This window comes from Streptomyces sp. NPDC102360 (assembly GCF_044766085.1).
Lineage (GTDB): Bacteria > Actinomycetota > Actinomycetes > Streptomycetales > Streptomycetaceae > Streptomyces.
The window spans coordinates 1,344,009-1,364,682 of record NZ_JBIWLG010000001.1; the positions used below are offsets into that span (position 1 = coordinate 1,344,009).

General features: G+C 71.7%; 19 protein-coding genes. 15 read left to right on the forward strand and 4 right to left on the reverse strand.

The window, feature by feature from the left end:
* Positions 1–32: 32 nt before the first annotated feature.
* A complete protein-coding gene (locus ACIRHA_RS06060; protein ID WP_403840388.1) occupies positions 33–1,514 on the reverse strand; it encodes an APC family permease in 1,482 nt (493 codons plus the stop codon).
* 149 nt (positions 1,515–1,663) lie between these two features.
* Here ACIRHA_RS06060 and ACIRHA_RS06065 point away from each other — a divergent pair, with 149 nt between their 5' ends.
* Positions 1,664–2,374: a TetR/AcrR family transcriptional regulator gene (locus ACIRHA_RS06065; RefSeq protein WP_403842125.1), complete on the forward strand. Its 711-nt coding sequence runs from the start codon at positions 1,664–1,666 to the stop codon at positions 2,372–2,374.
* Between the two features lie 54 nt (positions 2,375–2,428).
* Here ACIRHA_RS06065 and ACIRHA_RS06070 read toward each other — a convergent pair whose 3' ends face one another.
* Positions 2,429–3,112: a FadR/GntR family transcriptional regulator gene (locus tag ACIRHA_RS06070; protein ID WP_403840391.1), complete on the reverse strand. Its 684-nt coding sequence runs from the start codon at positions 3,110–3,112 to the stop codon at positions 2,429–2,431.
* A 201-nt stretch (positions 3,113–3,313) separates the two neighbouring features.
* Between ACIRHA_RS06070 and ACIRHA_RS06075 the strand changes: the two genes are divergently transcribed.
* The 8 genes from ACIRHA_RS06075 (at position 3,314) to ACIRHA_RS06110 (ending at position 11,441) form a co-directional block, all read left to right on the forward strand.
* Positions 3,314–4,444, forward strand: a complete 1,131-nt coding sequence (locus ACIRHA_RS06075; RefSeq protein WP_403840394.1) for a sugar ABC transporter substrate-binding protein — start codon at positions 3,314–3,316, stop codon at positions 4,442–4,444.
* Positions 4,441–5,973: a sugar ABC transporter ATP-binding protein gene (locus ACIRHA_RS06080; RefSeq protein WP_403840396.1), complete on the forward strand. Its 1,533-nt coding sequence runs from the start codon at positions 4,441–4,443 to the stop codon at positions 5,971–5,973. The genes ACIRHA_RS06075 and ACIRHA_RS06080 overlap by 4 nt, the downstream gene beginning before the upstream one ends.
* Before the next feature lie 16 nt (positions 5,974–5,989).
* On the forward strand, positions 5,990–7,021 hold the full coding sequence (locus tag ACIRHA_RS06085) for an ABC transporter permease (RefSeq protein WP_403840398.1): 1,032 nt from the start codon (positions 5,990–5,992) through the stop codon (positions 7,019–7,021).
* A 62-nt stretch (positions 7,022–7,083) separates the two neighbouring features.
* Positions 7,084–8,454: an L-fuconate dehydratase gene (locus ACIRHA_RS06090; protein ID WP_403840401.1), complete on the forward strand. Its 1,371-nt coding sequence runs from the start codon at positions 7,084–7,086 to the stop codon at positions 8,452–8,454.
* Positions 8,451–9,230 carry an SDR family NAD(P)-dependent oxidoreductase gene (locus ACIRHA_RS06095; RefSeq protein WP_403840403.1) on the forward strand — a complete coding sequence of 260 codons (780 nt, stop codon included), beginning with the start codon at positions 8,451–8,453 and terminating at the stop codon, positions 9,228–9,230. The genes ACIRHA_RS06090 and ACIRHA_RS06095 overlap by 4 nt, the downstream gene beginning before the upstream one ends.
* Positions 9,231–9,235: 5 nt before the next feature.
* On the forward strand, positions 9,236–10,234 hold the full coding sequence (locus ACIRHA_RS06100; protein WP_403840406.1) for an aldo/keto reductase: 999 nt from the start codon (positions 9,236–9,238) through the stop codon (positions 10,232–10,234).
* A complete protein-coding gene (locus ACIRHA_RS06105; protein WP_403840408.1) occupies positions 10,231–10,545 on the forward strand; it encodes an L-rhamnose mutarotase in 315 nt (104 codons plus the stop codon). The genes ACIRHA_RS06100 and ACIRHA_RS06105 overlap by 4 nt, the downstream gene beginning before the upstream one ends.
* Before the next feature lie 29 nt (positions 10,546–10,574).
* On the forward strand, positions 10,575–11,441 hold the full coding sequence (locus ACIRHA_RS06110) for an amidohydrolase family protein (protein WP_403840411.1): 867 nt from the start codon (positions 10,575–10,577) through the stop codon (positions 11,439–11,441).
* Here ACIRHA_RS06110 and ACIRHA_RS06115 read toward each other — a convergent pair.
* Positions 11,402–12,811, reverse strand: a complete 1,410-nt coding sequence (locus ACIRHA_RS06115; RefSeq protein ID WP_403840414.1) for a lipase maturation factor family protein — start codon at positions 12,809–12,811, stop codon at positions 11,402–11,404. The genes ACIRHA_RS06110 and ACIRHA_RS06115 overlap by 40 nt on opposite strands.
* Positions 12,812–12,886: 75 nt before the next feature.
* Between ACIRHA_RS06115 and ACIRHA_RS06120 the strand changes: the two genes are divergently transcribed.
* Together ACIRHA_RS06120 and ACIRHA_RS06125 are read left to right on the forward strand one after the other, a co-directional pair.
* Entirely contained in the window at positions 12,887–14,989 is a 2,103-nt protein-coding gene (locus ACIRHA_RS06120; protein ID WP_403840416.1) for a SpoIIE family protein phosphatase, read from the forward strand.
* A 13-nt stretch (positions 14,990–15,002) separates the two neighbouring features.
* Positions 15,003–15,866, forward strand: a complete 864-nt coding sequence (locus tag ACIRHA_RS06125; RefSeq protein WP_403840417.1) for an Fpg/Nei family DNA glycosylase — start codon at positions 15,003–15,005, stop codon at positions 15,864–15,866.
* A gap of 4 nt (positions 15,867–15,870) precedes the next feature.
* On the opposite strand, the gene ACIRHA_RS06130 is transcribed toward ACIRHA_RS06125, so the two are convergent.
* On the reverse strand, positions 15,871–16,530 hold the full coding sequence (locus ACIRHA_RS06130) for a zf-HC2 domain-containing protein (protein WP_403840420.1): 660 nt from the start codon (positions 16,528–16,530) through the stop codon (positions 15,871–15,873).
* A gap of 79 nt (positions 16,531–16,609) precedes the next feature.
* Between ACIRHA_RS06130 and ACIRHA_RS06135 the strand changes: the two genes are divergently transcribed.
* From ACIRHA_RS06135 to ACIRHA_RS06150, 4 genes are all read left to right on the forward strand, one after another.
* On the forward strand, positions 16,610–17,353 hold the full coding sequence (locus tag ACIRHA_RS06135; protein WP_403840423.1) for a LytR/AlgR family response regulator transcription factor: 744 nt from the start codon (positions 16,610–16,612) through the stop codon (positions 17,351–17,353).
* A gap of 208 nt (positions 17,354–17,561) precedes the next feature.
* Positions 17,562–17,903: a hypothetical protein gene (locus tag ACIRHA_RS06140; protein WP_403842128.1), complete on the forward strand. Its 342-nt coding sequence runs from the start codon at positions 17,562–17,564 to the stop codon at positions 17,901–17,903.
* A complete protein-coding gene (locus ACIRHA_RS06145) occupies positions 17,900–19,480 on the forward strand; it encodes a cation acetate symporter (RefSeq protein ID WP_403840425.1) in 1,581 nt (526 codons plus the stop codon). Before ACIRHA_RS06140 ends, ACIRHA_RS06145 begins: the two co-directional genes overlap by 4 nt.
* Complete coding sequence (locus ACIRHA_RS06150) at positions 19,477–20,670, forward strand: sensor histidine kinase (RefSeq protein WP_403840427.1); 1,194 nt, start codon at positions 19,477–19,479, stop codon at positions 20,668–20,670. The genes ACIRHA_RS06145 and ACIRHA_RS06150 overlap by 4 nt, the downstream gene beginning before the upstream one ends.
* Positions 20,671–20,674: the final 4 nt, after the last annotated feature.

Here is a 20,674-nt window from a genome sequence, read left to right on the forward strand (position 1 = left end):
TGCAGGTGCGGGTGTTACGAGGGGGGTGGCGGTCAGTTGGCCGTCGGTCCGACGAGTTCGACGGCGTCGGCGTCCGTGCCGCGACCGGTCCTGAAGTACGCGGACCGGCGCCCGTACTTGGCGACGGCGGCCATCACCAGACCGGACACCACGATCGCCGCGGGCACCGCCAGCATGAACCAACCGTTGTCCGGCGACAGTTCGAAGTGCTCGCTCATCGTCGCGTACGAGTACGCCAGATACGCCCCGATGCCGAGCAGGGCGAGTGCGCTGACCCCCGGCACGAGGACGGCGCGCACCGCCTCCTGGGGCGCGGTGCGCAGCAGTGAGCGGAAGCGGACCGAGCAGGCGAGGGCCGTGAGGCCGTAGTAGAGGGCGACGGTGAGCCCGATGGAGTTCACGGCGGCGAGGATCATCTCGTTCAACTTCGGTATCGCCAGCGCCAGCAGCGCGACCACGGCTGCGATCGACATCACGACGACGGTGCCCGCGGCCGGCGAACCGTAACGGGGGCTGACCCGCGTCCACACCTGCCCCATCGTGCGGTCCCGGCCCATCGCGAGCAGTCCGCGCGCCGTCGGGATCACGCTGGCCTGCAGGGACGCCACCGCCGAGAAGAGGAGCGCGAGCAGCGGCAGGCTGGCCACCGGTTCGTCGGCGAGCTTCGCGCCGAGGTAGGTGAGAGCTTGCGGGCCCTGCTCGACCAGCTCGTGCAGCGACATCTCGCGCTGGAAGGCCACGGAACCGTAGAGGAACAGCGCGAGCATCGCGAACAGGGCGATCAGGCCGCCGCGCCCCGCGTCGCGCACGTCCTTCGTCTCCTCCGTCACCGTGAACGCCGCGTCCCAGCCCCAGAAGAAGAACACCGCGAGGACCAGTCCCTGCGCGAAGGCCGTGCCGCCATGGATGTCGAACGGGTTGAACCACGACCACTGGAAGGCGTGCGAGCCGGTGACCAGGGACCAGCCGCAGAACCCGAGCAGCACCACGTACTCGAAGACGAGCAGCCAGGCCTGAAGTCGGGTCGCCTTGCGGACGCCGGTGACCGCGGTGACGGTGACGGCGGTGAGCACGAGCAGGCCGACGACGGTCGAAAGCGCCGTCGAGTTCGGATCGAGGCCGAGCCCCAACACCGTATGCAGGTGGGCCTTGTTGGCGAACTGAAGGAAGACCGAGCCCGTCACCGCGCTCGTGTACGCCATGAAGATCAGGGTGCCGACGAGCGTGACCCAGCCCGTGAGGAAGCCCAGCCAGGGACCGAGCGAACGGCCCACCCAGATGTAGCCGCTGCCCATGTTCGGCTCCTGGCGGTTGAGGCGGGCGTAGGCCACCGCGATCCCCAGGATCGGCAAGAACGCCACGAGCAGGACCGCCGGTGCGTGCAGCCCGACCGTCGCGGCGAGGGAACCCATCCCGATGCCGATGCTGGTGGTCGCGGCGGTGCTGGACGCGGCGATGGCGATGCCGTCGACGACGCCGAGGGAGCGGCGCAGACCCGGTGGTTCGCTTCTCATGATCGATCTCCTGACGGCAGGGGAGGCAAGCGGGACAGGGGAGAGGGAGGTGCGTGAGGGGCGGTGACCGCGATCAAATCGGCCTTGTCAGCTTGCGTCAATGGTGTTGTCATAAGGCGGAACTGCTGGACGAGGGAGGGGCGATGGCCATGACGGAAGGGCGGATCCCGGCGGAGCGGCGGCGCCGCAAGCCGACGAAGTCGGGGGTGCTGCTGTCCGAGGATGTGATCGTGGACTGCGCGCTGCGCCTGGTCGGACAGCACGGCGGCGACGCGCTGAGCGTGCGCAGGATCGGGGCCGCCCTGGGCTGCGATCCGAGCGCGCTCTACCGCTATTTCCACAGCACGGACGACCTGCTGCTCGCCGTCTCCGACCGGATCATCGGCGAGGCCATGGACGGCTTCCACCCCGAGCGGATGACCTGGCGCGACGGGCTGCGCGAGTTCGGCCTGCGTATCCACCGCGGGTACCGCGCGCACCTACGGGTGGCGGCGCTCGCGGCGTACCGGGTGACGCGGCGGGCGCACGAGTTCCGGGCCGTCGACGCGGGCATCGGTCTGCTCAGGCGCGCCGGCTTCGGTGCCGAGGACGCGGTGCGCCACTACTCCGCCTTCGTCGACACCGTCCTCGGCCACGCGGCCCTCGACGCCGCGTATCTGGCGCTTCCCGCGGATCGGCGGGAGGCGGACGACCGTGCGTGGACGGGGGAGTACGCGAACCTGTCGGCGGACGCGCACCCCCAACTGGCGGCTACGCGCAAGCACTTGCCGCTGATGGCGGGGAGTTCGTTCGGGGTGGCGCTGGAACTGCTGCTGACGGCACTGGAGGTCGCCGCACAATCAAGCCCCTCCGGCGATTGAGGAGCGGGGTCCGGGGCAGAGCCCCGCGACGTCAACCCCGGTCGGCCTGATCGCTCAGCCCAACTGCCCCCGCAGCCACTCCTCCACCTCACCCACATGCGCCGCCGCCGCAGCCCTCGCCGCCTCCGGATCGTGGGCCGAGAGGGCCCGCAGGATGCGCGCATGCTCGCGGCGGGTGCGTTCGAAGGCGCCCTCCTGCTCGTAGCCGCGCCAGACACGGGCGCGGAAGGTGCGGGAGGACAGGCCCTCCAGGATCGCCGCCATCGTGTCGTTGCCCGCGGCCACGGCGATCGTCCGGTGGAACGCCAGGTCGTGGGAGAGGATCTCCTCCGGGTCGTCGGTCGCCTCCATCGCCGCCAAGTGGTCCTCGACCTCGGCGAGTTGCGCACGGGTGATGCGCGCCGCCGCGAGCGCCGTGGCGGTCGACTCCAGGATGCGGCGCACCTCCAGGAGCTCCACGAGTTGGGGCCCACGCGACAGGTCGGCGACCACGCCGAACGTCTCCAGGAGGTCACCGGCTTCCAACTGCGTGACATAGATGCCGGATCCGTGCCGTGCCTCCAGGGCGCCGAGCACGGTGAGCGCGCGGATCGCCTCCCGCATGGAGCTGCGCGAGATGCCGAGCTGCGCCGCCAGATCCCGCTCGGTGGGCAGCCGTTGGCCCGGCTGGAGCTCGCCGCTGCCGATCATCGCCTTGAGCTGGTCGATGGCCCGCTGGGTGACCGTGGCCTTCTGCATGCCGCGCAGTGTAGCCAGCCAGGTGGTCGGACCACTACGGGGGAAGTCGGACCTCTTCGCGGCACCAGAGGGCGTAAATACCGAGAAAACTTGCCTACGAAGGGTGTTGGGGCACCGAAGTGGTCTGATAAATATCTCGGCGCGGGCCGGAGGGGCGGGGGCCGGCCGCGCCCATGACTTCAGGAGCCGAGGAGCAGTCCGATGACTGGCACGACTGGCACCACGATGGACCCGAAGGGACCGACCGGGAGGAACAGGGCGGCACGCGCCCGCAGTTCCAGAATGCGGGGGCTGGGCGCGATGGCCCTGCTCGGCTGCGCCGCCCTCACCCTCGCCGCCTGCGGCAGCACCAAGGACACCGCGGCCGGCGCGGGCGGTGGGGGCGGAGGCGGCGACGGCAAGGGCAAGGTGGGCGTCGTCCTGCCGCTCCTGACCTCGCCGTTCTGGCAGTCGTACAACGACTACGTGCCGAAGATGGCGAAGTCCGAGGGCGTGGACGCGCTGAAGACCGTCAACTCCAACAGCGACCCCTCGCAGCAGATCACGGACATCAACAACCAGCTCAATCAGGGCGTGAAGGGCCTTGTCGTCGCGCCGCTCGACAGCGCCGCCATCGGCGCCGGGCTCGACCAGGCCGAGCGCAAGGGCGTGCCGGTCGTCGCCGTGGACGTCGCGCCCGACAAGGGCAAGGTCGCCATGGTCGTACGGGCCAACAACGTCGCGTACGGCAAGAAGGCCTGTACGTACCTCGGCGACCACGTGAAGTCCGGCAAGGTCGTCCAGATCATGGGCGACCTCGCGTCGGTGAACGGGCGCGAGCGGTCCAAGGCGTTCCGGGACTGCGTGAAGGAGAAGTATCCGAAGCTGAAGGTCCTGGAGATCCCGGCGAAGTGGGAGTCGGACACCGCCGCCTCCAAGCTCGACACCCTCCTCAACGCCAACCCCGACATCAAGGGGATCTACATGCAGGCGGGCGGCGTCTACCTCGCGCCGACCCTGCAGACCCTCAAGGCCAAGGGGATGCTGGAGAAGGCGGGGTCCGCCAAGCACATCACGATCGTGTCGAACGACGGGATCCCGCAGGAGTTCGACGCCATCCGCAAGGGCCAGATCGACGCGACGGTCTCGCAGCCCGCCGACACGTACGCCAAGTACGGCATGTACTACATCAAGGCGGCGATGCAGGGGAAGAAGTTCAAGCCTGGTCCCACCGACCACGGCTCGAAGATCGTGAAGCTGCCCAGCGGCACCCTTGAGGACCAGCTGCCCGCCCCGCTGGTCACCAAGAAGAACGTCGACGACTCCGAGCTGTGGGGAAACACCGTCAAGTGACCGCCGCCACCCCGCCTTTGGTCGAGGCCCGTGGCATCGTCAAACGCTACGGACCCACGGTCGCCCTCGCCGACGGCCGGCTCACCGTGCACGCGGGCGAGTCGCACGCGCTCGTCGGGCGCAACGGCGCGGGCAAGTCCACGCTCGTCCAGGTCCTCACCGGGTTGCAGGGCGCCGACGCGGGAACGCTCACCTTCGACGGGGAGTCCGCGCCGCCGCTCGGCGACCGGGAGGCGTGGCGCGCCAAGGTCGCCTGCGTCTACCAAAAGCCCACCGTCATACCCGAGTTGAGCGTCGCGGAGAACCTGTTCCTGAACCGGCAGCCGGGTTCCCGGCGCGGCTTCTTCAGCTGGAAGAAGCTCGACGCCGAGGCCGGCGAACTGCTCGACACCTGGAACGTGCGCGTCGACCCCGGCGCGCGCACCGCCGACCTCAAGGTCGAGGACCGGCAAATGGTCGAGATCGCGCGGGCGTTGAGCGGCGGCGCCCGGTTCATCGTGCTCGACGAGCCGACCGCACAGCTCGACAGCCGCGAGATCGAGCGCCTCTTCGCCCGCATGCGGGCCCTCCAGGACTCGGGCGTGACCTTCCTGTTCATCTCGCACCACCTCCAGGAGGTGTACGAGGTGTGCCAGACGGTCACCGTCCTGCGCGACGCACGCTGGATCACCACGGCGCCGGTCTCCGAACTGCCGCGGCCCGCGCTCGTCGAGGCGATGGCGGGGGAGGCGGTCGCGGAACAGGCCGCGGCCGCGGCGGAGGCGGTCGTCGAGCAGGCGGCCGACGACGCGGCCGCGCCCGTCGTGCTCGAAGTCGCGGGGCTCACTTCCGACACGTACGAGGACGTGGACCTGACCGTGCGGCGCGGCGAGGTCGTTGGGCTCGCGGGCTCCAGCGGCAGCGGCAAGATCGCGCTCGCGGAGTCCCTCGCAGGACTGCACACACCCACCTCCGGCGCCGCCCGGCTCGACGGGCGTCCGCTGCCCTTCGGTGATGTGTCCGCCGCACTCGCCGCGGGGGTGGGGTGTGTGCCGCGCGACCGGCACGACCAGGGCCTTGTCACCGGGATGTCCATCGGTGACAACTCCACGCTGTCGGTGCTCGGGCGGCTCGGCCGACGCGGGTTCATCGGCACGGATCGCCGCCGGCGGTTCGCCCGTGAGCTGATCGAGCGGCTCGATATCCATGCGGAGGGGCCCGACCAGCCCGTGTCCGATCTCTCCGGTGGCAATGCGCAGAAGGTGGTGATGGCCCGGGCGCTCGCCTCTGACCCGCGGTTGCTCGTGCTGATCAATCCGACGGCCGGGGTCGATGTGAAGTCCAAGGAGTCGCTGCTGCGGAGGGTCGACAGTGCGCGGGACGACGGTACGGCGGTTCTCGTCGTGTCCGACGAGCTCGACGACCTGCGGCGGTGTGACCGGGTGCTTGTGCTGTTCCACGGTCGCGTCGCCGCGGAGCACCCGGCCGGGTGGGCGGACCATGCGTTGATCGCGTCGATCGAGGGGGTTTCCAGTGACGTCCACCCGTAAAGTTGCGGACACTCCGGTGCCCAGGCCGCGGGGCTCTGCCCCGGACCCCGCTGCTCAAACGCCGCAGGGGCTTGATAGTGCCAAGAACGTCCTCCTCCGCCGCGCACGCGAACTCGCCCTCGTACCCGCCCTGTTGCTCCTCATCGTCCTCGGCGCCGTCCTCAACGACTCGTTCCTCACCGAGCAGAACATCATCACCATCCTCGGCTCATCCGCCGCCCTCGCGATGGTGGTTCTCGCGGAGTCCCTCGTGCTGATCAGCGGCAAGTTCGACCTGTCGCTCGAATCGGTCGTCGGTATCGCGCCCGCCTTCGGCGCCCTGCTCGTCCTGCCCGTCGCGCAGTCCGGGTTCGGCACCGAATTCCCCGTCGCCGTCTCGCTGTTGGCGGTGCTCGTGGCCGGGGCCTGCATCGGTGCCTTCAATGGTGTGCTCGTCGTCAAGCTGAAGCTCAACGCGTTCATCGTGACGCTCGCGATGCTGATCGTGCTGCGCGGACTGCTCGTCGGGGCGACCAAGGGCAAGACGCTGTTCGGGATGCCCGACGCGTTCTTCGCGCTCGCCACCTCCACGTTCCTGCGGGTCCCGATGTCGGTGTGGTTCGCGGCGATCGCGTTCGGCATCGCGGGGCTCGTCCTGAAGTACCACCGCGTGGGTCGTGCCCTGTACGCGATCGGTGGCAACGCCGAGGCCGCGCGCGCCGCAGGCATCCGCGTCGAGCGCGTCATGCTCGGTGTCTTCGTGGTCGCGGGCGTCCTCGCTTCCGTCGGCGGCATCATGCAGACCGGATACGTGGGTGCCATCAGCGCCAACCAGGGCAACAACATGATCTTCACGGTGTTTGCCGCCGCGGTCATCGGAGGCATCAGCCTCGACGGCGGCAAGGGCACCATGTTCGGCGCCCTGACCGGCGTACTGCTGCTCGGTGTCGTACAGAACATGCTGACCCTCGCCCAGGTGCCGTCCTTCTGGATCCAGGCCATCTACGGCGGAATCATCCTGCTCGCCCTCATGGTCGCCCGTGTCACCACCGGCCGCGCCCAGGACTGACCCGCGCCCAGGGCTGGCCCCTGCCCGGGACCGACCTCCGCCCCCGCCCGAAAGGCACCCCGTTGTCCTCGACACCGCCCCGCGTCACCGCCGTCGACACGTACGACATCCGGTTCCCGACCTCCCGGGAGCTGGACGGCTCCGACGCCATGAACCCCGACCCCGACTACTCCGCCGCGTACGTCGTGCTGCGCACCGACGACCCCGACGGACACGAGGGGCACGGCTTCACCTTCACCATCGGGCGCGGCAACGACGTCCAGGTCGCCGCCATCGAGGCCCTGAGCCACCACGTGATCGGCCGCCCGCTCGACGAGCTGTGCGCCGATCCCGGCAGCCTCAGCCGCGACCTGATCGGTGACAGCCAACTGCGCTGGCTCGGGCCCGAGAAGGGCGTGATGCACATGGCGATCGGCGCCGTCGTCAACGCGGCCTGGGACCTCGCCGCCAAGCGCGCCGCCACCCCGCTGTGGCGGCTGCTCGCCGAGGCGGACCCCGAGTGGCTGGTCTCCCAGGTCGACTTCCGCTACATCGCCGACGCCCTCACCCCCGAGGAGGCCCTGGAACTGCTGCGGGCCGGACGGCGGGGTGCCGCCGACCGCACCGCGCGCCTCGTCGAACGCGGCTACCCCGGCTACACCACCTCGCCCGGCTGGCTCGGCTACAGCGACGGGAAGCTCACCCGTCTCGCCCGGCAGGCCGTCGCCGACGGCTTCACCCAGATCAAGCTGAAGGTGGGCGCCGACCTCGACGACGACATCCGCCGCTGCCGCACGGCCCGCGCGGTGGTTGGCCCCGACATCCGCATGGCGATCGACGCCAACCAGCGCTGGAACGTCGGCGACGCTGTCCAATGGACCAACGCCCTCGCCGAGTTCGAGCCGTACTGGGTGGAGGAGCCCACCAGCCCGGACGACATCCTGGGGCACGCGGCCATCCGCCGGGGTGTCGCCCCGGTGAAGGTCGCCACGGGCGAACACGTGCAGAACCGCGTCGTCTTCAAGCAGATGCTCCAGGCCGGCGCCATCGACATCCTGCAGATCGACGCCGCGCGGGTCGGTGGCGTCAACGAGAACCTGGCGATCCTGCTGCTCGCCGCGAAGTTCGGCGTCCCCGTCTGCCCGCACGCGGGCGGTGTCGGTCTGTGCGAACTGGTCCAGCACCTGTCGATGTTCGACTACGTCGCCCTGTCGGGCACCACCGAGGACCGCGTCATCGAGTACGTCGACCATCTGCACGAGCACTTCGTCGACCCGGTCGTCGTCCGCCAGGGCCACTACGCCGCCCCGACGGCCCCCGGCTTCTCCGCCACCATGCACCCCTCGTCCATCGCCGAATTCACCTACCCGGACGGCGAGTTCTGGGCGAAGGACCTCGCGGGCCCTTCCGCACGGGAACAGGGCACCACCGACCCGAACGGAGCCGCAGCATGAGCGATGCCAGCGTCCACAGTGTTCAGGACTTCGCCGGTCTCAAGGCCCTCGTCACCGGCGGCGCCTCCGGCATCGGCCGGGCCACCGCCGAGCTGCTCGCCGCACGCGGCGCCGACGTCGCCGTGCTCGACCGCGACATCACCGACGTGGAGAAGCCGCTGCGCGGGTACGCCGCCGACGTCACGGACGACACCGCCGTGCGCGCCGCCGTGGCCACGGCGACCGGCGACCTCGGTGGCCTCGACGTACTCGTCAACAACGCGGGCATCGGCGCCCAGGGCACCGTCGCCGACAACGACGACGCCGAATGGCACCGGGTCCTCGACGTCAACGTCATCGGGATGGTCCGCGTGGCACGGGCCGCGCTCCCCGCGCTCCGGGACTCGGAGCACGCGGCGATCGTCAACACCTGCTCCATCGCCGCCACGGCGGGACTGCCGCAGCGGGCCCTGTACGCGGCGTCGAAGGGCGCGGTCCTCTCGCTGACGCTCGCCATGGCCGCCGACCACATACGCGAGGGCATCCGCGTCAACTGCGTCAACCCCGGCACCGCCGACACCCCCTGGGTCGGCCGGCTCCTCGACAAGGCGGACGACCCGGCCGCCGAGCGCGCCGCCCTCGAAGCCCGCCAGCCCACCGGACGCCTGGTCTCCGCCGCCGAAGTCGCGGGCGCCATCGCCCACTTGGCGAGCCCGTTGTCCGGGGCGACGACCGGCACGTCCGTCGCGGTGGACGGCGGCATGCAGGGGCTTCGCCTTCGCCCCGTGGACCAGTGATCCGCATGCGTACCAGCACGCTCGGCCGCACCGAAGTCCCGGTCACCGCACTCGGTTTCGGCGGCGCGGGCATCGGCAACCTCTACACTCCAGTCCGCGACGACAAGGCCCACCTAGCCCTGGACGCGGCCTGGGACGCGGGCCTGCGCTACTTCGACACCGCGCCGCACTACGGCCTCGGCCTGTCCGAGCGCCGGATCGGCGCGTATCTGCGCAGCCGGCCCACGGGCTCGTACACCGTGTCCACCAAGGTCGGCAGGCTCCTCGAACCGTACGACGGCGGGGGCGACGACAGTGCCCACGGCTTCGCCGTGCCCGCCACGACGCGTCGCGTGTGGGACTTCAGCGCGGCCGGGGTGCGCCGCTCCATCGAGGAGAGCCTCGGCCGGCTCGGCCTGGACCGCATCGACGTCGTCTACCTCCACGACCCCGACGACCATGCGGAGCAGGCCTTCGGCGAGGCCTATCCCGAGCTGGAGCGGCTGCGCGGCGAAGGGCTCGTCGGTGCCGTCGGCGCGGGCATGAACCAGTCCGCGATGCTCACCCGCTTCGTCCGCGACACCGATGTGAACGTGGTCCTGTGCGCGGGCCGCTACTCCCTGCTCGATCAGCGCGCCCTGAAGGATCTGCTGCCCGCGGCCGCCGAACGCGGCGTCTCCGTCGTCATCGGCGGCGTCTTCAACTCCGGACTGCTCGCCGACCCCCAGCAGGGCGGCACCTTCGACTACGCCCTGGCCCCGCCGGAGGTCGTCTCCCGCGCCCAGCGGCTGAAGGACCTCGCCGAGCGCCACGGCACCACGCTACGGGCCGCAGCCCTCGCGTTCCCGTTCGGGCACCCGGGCGTCACGAGCGTGCTCGTCGGAACCCGCTCCGCGGCCGAAGTCGCCGACACGGCACAGCAGTTCACCTCGAAGGTGCCCGCGGCGTTCTGGCAGGAGGCCCGCGACCAGCGCCTCCTCCCGGCCGACGTACCCGTCCCCTCGGAACAGGAGCCGCACGCGTGAGAATCGCCCTGCACACCAAGGTCCGCGCCGACCGAATAGCCGAGTACGAGACGGCCCACCGCGAAGTGCCGGACGAACTCGTCGCCGCGATCCGTGCGGCGGGCGCGCGGCAGTGGACGATCTGGCGCAGCGGCCTCGACCTGTTCCACGTGATCGAGTGCGAGGACTACGCCCGCATGCTCGCCGAACTCGACAAGCTCCCCGTGAACATCGCCTGGCAGGCCCGCATGGACGCACTCCTCGACGTCGTCCACGACTACTCCGCCGAGGGCGCGGACGCCGGACTGCCCGTCGTGTGGGAGCTGCCATGACACCGGGGAGCGGCGGTACGCTGGAGGACATGCCCACGCCGGGCATCGTCGACGCGCACCACCACGTCTGGGACCTGGCCGTACGCGACCAGGACTGGATCACCGGGCCCGAACTCGCCCCGATCCGCCGCACGTTCACCCTCGACGAGCTGGCCCCCGAGCTGCGGGCGGCGGGTGTCGACGCCACCGTGCTCGTGCAGACGGTGACGGTCGCAGAGGAGACGCCCGAACTCCTGGCGCTCGCCGGGCGCGGCGAACTCGTCGCGGGAGTCGTCGGCTGGACCGACCTGACCCGGCCCGGCGTCCGCGACACCCTGGACAGGCTGCGGGAGCTGCCGGGCGGGCGGCACCTGGTGGGCATCCGGCACCAGGTGCAGGGCGAACCCGACCCCGAGTGGCTGCTCCGTCCCGACGTGCGGCGCGGGCTCGCCGCCGTCGCGGACGCCGGGCTCGTCTACGACCTGGTGGTGCTGCCGCACCAGCTGCCGGCCTGCGCCAAGGCCGCCGCCGAGCACCCCGAACTCACCTTCGTACTCGACCACTTGGGTAAACCGCCGATCGCCTCGGGCGGCCTCGCCCCGTGGCGGGACGACATCCGCGCGCTCGCCGCACTGCCCAACACCGTCTGCAAGCTCTCCGGCATGGTCACCGAGGCCGACCCGTCGGGCTGGACCGTCGAGGACCTGCGGCCGTACGCCGACACGGTCGTCGACGCCTTCGGCTCAGCCCGCGTCATGTTCGGCTCCGACTGGCCGGTGTGCACACTCGCGGCCACGTATCACCAAGTCTTCGACACAGCACGGGAGTTGGTCGGTGGCGTGGACCCGCATGTCTTCGGGGAGACCGCCCGCCGCGTCTACCTCAGCCGCGTCGGCGGCAGGAACTCCCGTACGTAGGTCCGCTCCCACCACGCCCCGGTCTCCCGCAACTCCCGCCACGACGTGAAGCGGTAGCGGTACACGCGCGCCCGGATGTGCACGGGCGGCGCGTCGGCGGGGAAGGGGGAGCGGCGCAGCAGCCTCAGTGTGTCCCGGTCGCCCTCCAGGAGCCGCTCGACCAGCCCCTCGAACCAGGGCCTGGCGTACGCGGGCGAGAGCGCGGCGAACCACATCATCCAGTCGAGCCGCAGATGGTACGGCGCGAACTGGCGCGGCAGGCGGCGCGGATCGCCCGGCTTGCCCTTGAACTCGTAGGCCAGCCAGCCCGATTCGGGGCGCGGCACCTCCTCCGCCGTGCCCTCGATCACGATCTCCTGCCGGACCCGCCCGACCGAGCCGAACGCCCCGTACGTGTTGACCAGGTGCAGGGAGTCGTAGGAGCGGTTCATGGACTGGCGGCGGGAGAGCAGATTGCGCACCGGCCGGTAGCTGAGCGCCGCCACCCCCGCCGTGAGGGCGCTGACCACGATCTCGTACCAGAGCGGGGCCTCGGGAAGCGCCGGTGGTGTGTGCAGGGCGGACAGATCGAGCGCGGAGGTGGCCACGACGATCGCGAGCCAGTTCAGCCACGCGAAGTTGCCCGAGGCGACCAGCCACAGCTGGGTGACGATCATCAGGGCCGCCGCCCAGGTGGCGACCGGCTGCGGCGTGCAGAGCAGGAACGGAACCGCCAGCTGGGTGACGTGGTTGGCCGCGACCTCCACGCGGTGCAGCGGGCGCGGCAGATGGTGGAAGAACCAGCTCAGCGGGTTCGGCATCGGTTGTGTCTCGTGATGGAAGTCGAGGCAGGTCAGCTTCCGCCAGCACTCGTCGCCGCGCAGCTTGATCAGCCCGGCCCCGAATTCAAGCCTGAACAGCACCCAGCGCAGCAGGAACAGCACCAGGACCGGCGGCGCCACCTCGTCGTTCCCGAGGAACACCGCCAGGAAGCCGACCTCCAGGAGCAGCGACTCCCAGCCGAAGCCGTACCAGGTCTGGCCGACGTTCACGATCGACAGATACAGCGCCCACGGCACCAGCCACAGCGGCATCGCCGCCCACAGCGGCAGCAGCCCGTCCACCCCGGCGAGCAGCCCGGCCGCCACCACGGCCCCGCCCCACGCGCACGCGGCGAAGAACCGGTCCGAGTAGTGCAGCCGGAACAGCGACGGCGCCGCCTTCCACGGCACGCGCGCCACGAACCGGGGGATCGGCGTCATCCCGCGCTCCCCGAGCAGCGCCCTGAACTGGAGCGCCGCCGCCACGAACGCCAGGAGGTAGAGCGCCGCGAGGCCCCGCTGGAACACCAGGCGGGCCAGCCAGTAGTCCGAAGCGCCGAACCAGTCCATGCCTCCAGTGTGTGCCCCGTCGTGGGGCAAGGTCACGACGTGCGGGCGAAGGGGGCCCGGCCTAGCGTGGGGCCCATGGGCGAGGGTGTCGGGGGCGGCGCGGAGCCCGGGAGCGCCCCAGGCGGGGAGGGCCCGGAGGACTCCTCGCGGGGTTTTCTGGAGGCGTACGGGCGCGGCCTGCGCATGGGCAGCTTCGACTGGGACCTCGACACCGGCCTCATGGCGATGGACGCCCAGGCCCACGAGGTCTTCGACATCCTTCCGGAGGAATACGACGACCGGCCCGTCACCCTCGGCACGCGGGTTCCGCCCAGCGAGGGCGGTCGGCTCGACGCCCTCGTGTCCCGGGCCCTCAAGAGCGGCGAGGAGACCTACGGAACGTATTTCCGTATCCGCACGCGCGCGGGCGCGATGCGCTGGACCCACACCCGCGGTTACATCCGCCGCGACGACCACGGCCGCCCGCGCCGCATCGTCGGCATCGTCCGCGACGCCACCGACGAGCTGAACGACGCCACCGTGCACGCCGAACGCCAGGCCCGCGAAGCGGCCCGCAGGCGCGAGACCAGCGTCGTCCAGCACACCACCGCCGCGCTCGCCCACGCCCGCACCGTCGAAGAGGTCATCGACGTGCTGCGCGAGACCCACGGCATCGAGCACCTCGGCGCCACCAGCTTCGTGATGGGCCGGGTCAGGGCCGGACGCATCCACCTCCTCGCGGAGGGGCCCAAGGGCAGCTTCGTGCCGGGCACCGGCATCACGCCCGTCGACGCCCCGTATCCCATGAGCGAGGTCGTGCGCACTCTCAAGCCGCGCTTCATCGAGTCGGCCCAGGAGTTCTCCCAGGCGTACCCGGAGCTGTGGCCGCACATCTCCCACCTCGGGATCAGCTCGGCCGCCTACCTGCCGCTCATCGCGCAGGCCCGGCCCATCGGCGCGGTCGGCCTGCTCTACCACGACCGCGAGGGCTTCTCCGAGTCCGAACGCAACGTCCTGGTCGCGCTCGGCAGCAGCATCGCGCAGAGCCTCCAGCGCGCCATGTTCTACGAGCAGGAGAAGGACCTCGCCCAGGGCCTGCAACAGGCCATGCTGCCGCGCACCATCCCCGACGTGCCGGGCGCCGACCTCGCCGTGCGCTACCGCGCGGCCTCCCTCGGCCGGGACATCGGCGGCGACTGGTACGACGTGATCCCGCTGCCCGGCGGCCGCGTCGGCGTGGTCATCGGCGACGTACAGGGACACGACACGCACGCCGCCGCCGTCATGGGACAGCTGCGCATCGTGCTGCGCGCCTACGCCGCCGAGGGCCACACACCCGCCACCGTCATGGCCCGCGCCTCCTCCTTCCTGCACGAACTCGACACCGACCGCTTCGCGACCTGCCTGTACGCGGAGGCCGACCTGTCGACCGGCGTCGTCCAGCTCGTGCGGGCCGGGCACCTCGACCCGCTGCTGCGCCTGCCCGGCGGAAACTGCCGCAGGCTGGCCGTGGAGGGCGGACTCCCGCTCGGCCTGTCCGCCGAGTTCGGGCGCCTCGAGTACCCCGTGACCACCGCCGAACTCGACCCCGGTGAGGCGCTGGTGCTGTGCACCGACGGCCTCGTCGAACAGCCCGGCGCCGACCTCGACGACGGGCTCCAGAGCCTCACCACACTGATCGGAACCGGGCCCGACGACCTCGACGAGCTCGCGAACCGGCTCGTCGCGTCGTGCGAGGAACGCGACGTCGAGGACGACGTCGCGCTGCTCCTCCTGCGCCGCCGCGGCGCGGGCGCGGTGCAGCGCGGCAGCCGGCTCACCGAACACGTGCCGCCGGGCGACCCGGAGGCGCTCGCGGCCGCCCGCCACATGATCCGGCACGCCGTCCGCGCCTGGGGGGCGAAGGAGAACGCCGACGAGATCGAACTCGTCGCCGACGAGATGATCACCAACGCCCTCCTGCACACCGAAGGACCCGCGATCGTCACCCTGCGCGTCCTCACCGGCGCCGACCGGAGACTCAGGGTCGACGTGGAGGACGCCTCCAGCGCCCTGCCGCGCCGCCGGGAGGCGGGCGAGAACGGTGTCTCCGGGCGCGGCCTCCTCCTCGTCGACCAGCTCGCCGACGTGTGGGGCGTGGAGGCACGCGGCGCGGGCAAGTGCGTCTGGTGCGAATTCGTGGTGCCCGCGCGCGAGTGAGAGGCTGGAGGGCATGCCGGAGCTCCCCGAGGTCGACGCGCTCAAGGACTTCCTCACCGAGCACCTGGTGGGACGTGACATCGTGCGCGTCCTGCCGGTCGCGGTGAGCGTCCTGAAGACGTACGACCCGCCGCTCACCGCCCTGGAGGGCCACACGGTCACGGCCGTGGCCCGGCACGGCAAGTTCCTCGACGTGAGCACCGAGGACGGGCCCCACCTGGTCACGCACCTGGCCCGCGCGGGCTGGCTGCAGTGGAAAGAGCGGCTCCCCGACGGCCCGCCGAAACCTGGCAAGGGACCCCTTGCGCTGCGCGTCGCCCTGGAGACCGGCGAGGGCTTCGACCTCACCGAGGCCGGCACCACGAAGAAGCTCGCCGTGTACGTGGTCCGGGACCCCGGCGACGTCCCCGGCATCGCCCGCCTCGGCCCCGACCCCCTCGCGGCCGACTTCGACGAGGCGGTCTTCGCGCGGCTGCTCAAGGGGGAGCGGCGCCAGATCAAGGGCGCCCTGCGCGACCAGTCACTCATCGCGGGCATCGGCAACGCCTACAGCGACGAGATCCTGCACGCCGCCCGCATGTCCCCGTTCAAGCCGACCGCCGGGCTGAGCGCCGACGACGTGCACACCCTGTACGAGGCGACGCGCTCGACACTGACCGAAGCCGTCGAACGTTCCCGTGGGGTCGCCGCCGGGAAGCTCAAGGCCGAGAAGAAGAGCGGGCTTCGCGTGCACGGACGGGCCGGGGAGGCGTGCCCCGTGTGCGGGGACACGGTCCGCGAGGTCAGCTTCAGCGACAGCGCGTTGCAGTACTGCCCGACCTGTCAGACGGGCGGCAAGCTGCTCGCGGACCGTCGGATGTCGCGGCTGCTGAAGTGAGGCCTTAGGAAGAGCGCATCGGGAGTGTCAGGAGCGGTCGCCCGTCCGCCGCCCGCACCTCGAACCGCGCGAGGTCCGCGGGCCGGGCCGCCACTCCGCCGTCCAGCGCCACCGGTTCCCCTCGCACCGTCCACGTCGCCACCGTCTGCTCCGAGCCGTCCCGGCCCACCGCGACCAGCTCGCACACCCGCGGCCCGCCCCGGTCCCGGACGTCCAGGCCCACCTGCGTGCCCCAGTCCCGGTCGTCCGCCGTCACCGTCGCCGCCACACCGCTCCCGGTGTCGTGCCCGCTCAGGGTCGCCGTGTGCCCGGAACCCGCACCGATCCCGGTGAGCATCGCGACGCCCTGCCCCGCCGCCGCGAGCACGAGGACCGCCGCGACGGCCGCACCCCAGAGCCGGCGCCGCGTCCTGCGGTGCAGCGCCCCGAGCCGGTCCACGGCCCGGTCGAGAAAGGTCGGAGCCGGGCGCGCGAGCACCTCCACGCACGGCGGCGTCGCCCGCGCGTACAGCGCCAACGCGCCGGTCGTGGGCGCCAGTTCGCCGACCAGGGACGCGCACGCGGCGCACTCGGGAAGGTGGTCCTCGAAGCGGAAGCGTTCCGCGGGGTCGAGAACCCCCAGCGCGTAGGCGCCTACGTCGCGATGCCGTTCCAGGGGCCACATGCCTTCCTCCGTCTGTCGCCCACCGGTACGCAGGAGGCGGCTGATTCATTCAAGCGACCACGCGATTACACTCCGCCGCATGTTGCGCGCACTGGCCGTCGACGACGAGGAACCCGCCCTCGCCGAACTCCTGTACCTCCTGCGGGCCGACCCGCGGGTGCGCAGCGCCGAGGGCGCCACCGACGCCAACGAGGCGCTGCGCCGCATCGGCCGGGCCCTGGAGGACGGTCCCGGCGGTGACGGGGCGATCGACGTCCTCTTCCTCGACATCCAGATGGCAGGCCTGACAGGCCTCGACGTGGCACGCCTCCTCGCGGGCTTCGCCCGCCCGCCGCTCGTCGTCTTCGTCACCGCCCACGAGGACTTCGCGGTCAAGGCCTTCGACCTGAAGGCCGTCGACTACGTGCTCAAACCGGTGCGCCGCGAGCGCCTCGCGGAGGCCGTGGGCCGGGTCACCGAACGCGTCGCGAGCAGCGCGCCGCCGGCCACCGTCGCCGACCGCATCCCCGTCGAACTCGGCGGCATCACCCGGCTCGTGGCCATCGCCGACATCACCTACGCCGAGGCGCAGGGCGACTACGCACGCCTTCACACGGACGACGGCGTCAGCCACTTGGTGCGGATACCGCTCAGCACCCTGGAGGAACGCTGGCAGGAACTCGGCTTCGTCCGCGTCCACCGCAGCCACCTCGTCGCCCTCCACCGCATCGATGAACTCCGCCTGGACGGCGGCGGAATGACCGTCCGGGTCGGCACAGCCGAAATCGCCGTGAGCCGCCGCCACGCAAGCCGCGTCCGCGAACTCCTGATGCGCAGACCGTGAGCCCCTCAAGCCCGGTGCCGGCAATTCAAGCCCGGTGCCGGTAATTCAAGCCCGGTGCCGGCAATTCAAGCCCCTGCGGCGATTGAGCAGCGGGGTCCGGGGCAGAGCCCCGCGACCGCAACGCCGCCCCACCGCAAGCACCCCCTTCCGCGAACCCACCCCACCTGCCTAAACTCCGCCCGTGTCCGATCACCCGCAACGCGAAACCGTGACCGGCGAACCCCGCCGACCCCCCGGCCCGGCAGGCCCCCGTACGCAGTGGGAGATCGACGAACAAACCACACTGGGCGCCGCCTACGTCCGCTCCCTCATGCGGAGCCAACTCCGCGCCGGCATCACCGCGTTCATGCTCCTCGCCGTCCCCGTCGCCGCCCTCCCGCTCTTCTTCGGCGCCCTGCGCAACGCGCCCGTCCAATGGCTCGTCCTCGGCTTCGGCTGCTACCCGTTCCTCGTGCTGATCGCCTGGTGGTACGTGCGCCGCGCCGAGCGCAACGAACGCGACTTCGCCGACCTCGTACGCGGCCGCCCCGCCGACCACCAAGCGCCGTGAACGAGGCGTACGCGATCCCCGCGGTGGCCGTCGTCGTCCTCGCCACCGTCCTCATCGGCGGCTTCGGCCTGCGCGTCTCCCGCACGACGTCCGACTTCTACGTCGCGTCCCGCACGGTAGGGCCCCGCCTCAACGCCGCGGCGATCAGCGGCGAATACCTCTCGGCCGCCTCCTTCCTCGGCATCGCGGGCCTGCTCCTCATCCACGGCCCGGACATGCTCTGGTACTCGGTCGGATACACGGCCGGCTACCTGGTCCTGCTCGTCTTCGTCGCGGCGCCGCTGCGCCGCTCGGGCGCGTACACGCTGCCCGACTTCGCCGAAGGGCGGCTCGAATCCCGGCAGGTGCGGCGCGTGGTCAGCCTGTTCGTGGTCGGGGCGGGCTGGCTGTACCTGGTGCCCCAACTCCAGGGCGCAGGACTCACGTTGCAAATCCTGACGGGGGCGCCCCGCTGGTTCGGGGCGACGCTCGTCGCCGCGGTCGTGGTGCTCGCGGTCGCGGCGGGCGGCATGCGCTCGATCACCTTCGTCCAGGCCTTCCAGTACTGGCTCAAGCTCACGGCCCTCCTGGTGCCCGCCTTCTTCCTCCTGCTGGCCTGGCGCGGCCACGGCGCCCCGCCGCCGGAGGCCGCGACCCTCGCCCCGCCGTCCGCCGGGGTCGGCGCGGGCCAGCCGCTCGCCACCAGCCGCGCCGACCACCCGCTCTACGCCACATACGGACTGATCATGGCCACGTTCCTCGGCACGATGGGCCTGCCGCACGTCGTCGTCCGCTTCTACACCAGCCCCAACGGCCGCGCGGCCCGCCGTACCACCGTCGTCGTCCTCGCCCTGATCGGCCTCTTCTATCTGCTGCCGCCCGTGTACGGCTGGCTGGGCCGCCTGTACGCGCCCGAACTCACCGCCACCCAGGACGCCGACGCCACCGTGCTGCTGCTGCCGGGGCGCGTCTTCGACGGGGTGGCGGGCGACCTGCTGGGAGCGCTGGTCGCGGGCGGCGCGTTCGCGGCGTTCCTGTCCACCGCGTCGGGGCTGACGATGGCGGTCGCCGGAGTCGTCAGCCAGGACGTGCTGCAGGCGCGCGGCGTACGGCACTTTCGGCTCGCCGTGCTGCTCGCGATCGCGATGCCGCTCGGCGGGGCGCTCCTGGTGGACGGGGTGCCGGTCGCGGACGCGGTCGGCATGGCGTTCGCGGTGTCGGCGTCCTCGTTCTGCCCGCTGCTCATCCTGGGCATCTGGTGGCGCCGCCTCACCCCGCCCGGCGCGCTCGCGGGCCTGTTCCTCGGCGGCGGCTCGGCCCTGGTGGCGGTGACACTGACGGTGGCAGGCCCGGTCACCTCCGGCTGGCTGCACACGCTGCTCGCCTGGCCGGCCGTGTGGTCGGTGCCGGTCGGCTTCCTCGCGATGATCCTCGGGTCCCTGGCCACCCGGGACGCGATCCCGCCGCACACGACGGCGACGATGACGCGGCTGCACCTCCCGGAGTCGCTGGGCGCGGCCGGGCGCGGCCTGGAGGCATTGGGCGACGGCCGGACGCCGCGGGCGCGTGCGGGGGAGACAGGAGGTGGTCCCGAGTGAGCGGCACCGTCACCGCGGTCCTCATCGCCCTGTGCCCCCTCCTGCTGGGCGCCGGGTTCCTGCTCGGGCGGCGCACCGCGCACCCCGACGGGCGCAGCGACGTCGGCACGCCCGTGGAGCGCGCCACGTTCGAGACCCTGCACACCGCCTCGCTCGCCGCGCCCGCGCTGCGCGCGGGCCTCACCGAGGACACCGCCCGCAAGTCCGCGCGCCGCCTGCGCACGCTGCTCGGCACCGACGCCCTCGCCGTCACCAACCGCTCCACGGTCCTCGCCTGGGACGGAGCCGCCGAACACGCCCACGCCGCGCAGGTGATGGACCAGGTCGACACGGTGCTCACGGGAGGACGCAGCGCCGCGTTCGACTGCGGCTGCCCGAACGACGACTGCCCGCTGGGGTGGGCGGTGGCGGCGCCCGTGGTCGCGGACGGGCGGGTGCTCGGGGCCGTCGTCGCCTACGCGGCCCGGGAGTCCGCGGTGCTCGCCCGCGCCACCGACGAGGTCGCCCGCTGGGTCTCGGTCCAGCTCGAACTCGCCGAGCTCGACCGCTCCCGCACCCGCCTCATCGAGGCGGAGATCAAGGCGCTGCGCGCGCAGATATCGCCGCACTTCATCTTCAACTCCCTCGCGGCGATCGCCTCGTTCGTCCGCACGGACCCCGAGTGGGCCCGTGAACTCCTGCTGGAATTCGCCGACTTCACCCGCTACTCCTTCCGCCGCCACGGCGACTTCACCACGCTCGCCGACGAACTCCACTCCATCGACCAGTACCTGGCCCTCGTCCGCGCCCGCTTCGGCGACCGCCTCGCCGTCACCCTGCAGATCGCCCCGGAGGTCCTGCCGGTCACGCTGCCGTTCCTGTGCCTTCAGCCACTCGTCGAGAACGCGGTCAAGCACGGCCTGGAGGGCGCCGCCACCCGCAGCCGCATCTCGATCGGCGCCACCGACGCGGGCGCCGAGGCGGAGGTCGTCATCGAGGACGACGGCGTCGGCATGAACCCCGGCGAACTCCGGGCGATCCTGCGCGGCGAGGGCGGCCAGGGCCACGGCATCGGCCTGTCGAACGTCGACGAACGCCTGCGCCAGGTCTTCGGCGACGCGTACGGCCTGGTGATCGAGACCGCGGAGGGCGCGGGCATGAAGATCACCATCCGGATCCCGAAGTACCGGGCGGGCGTGTACGCGCCGTAGGCCG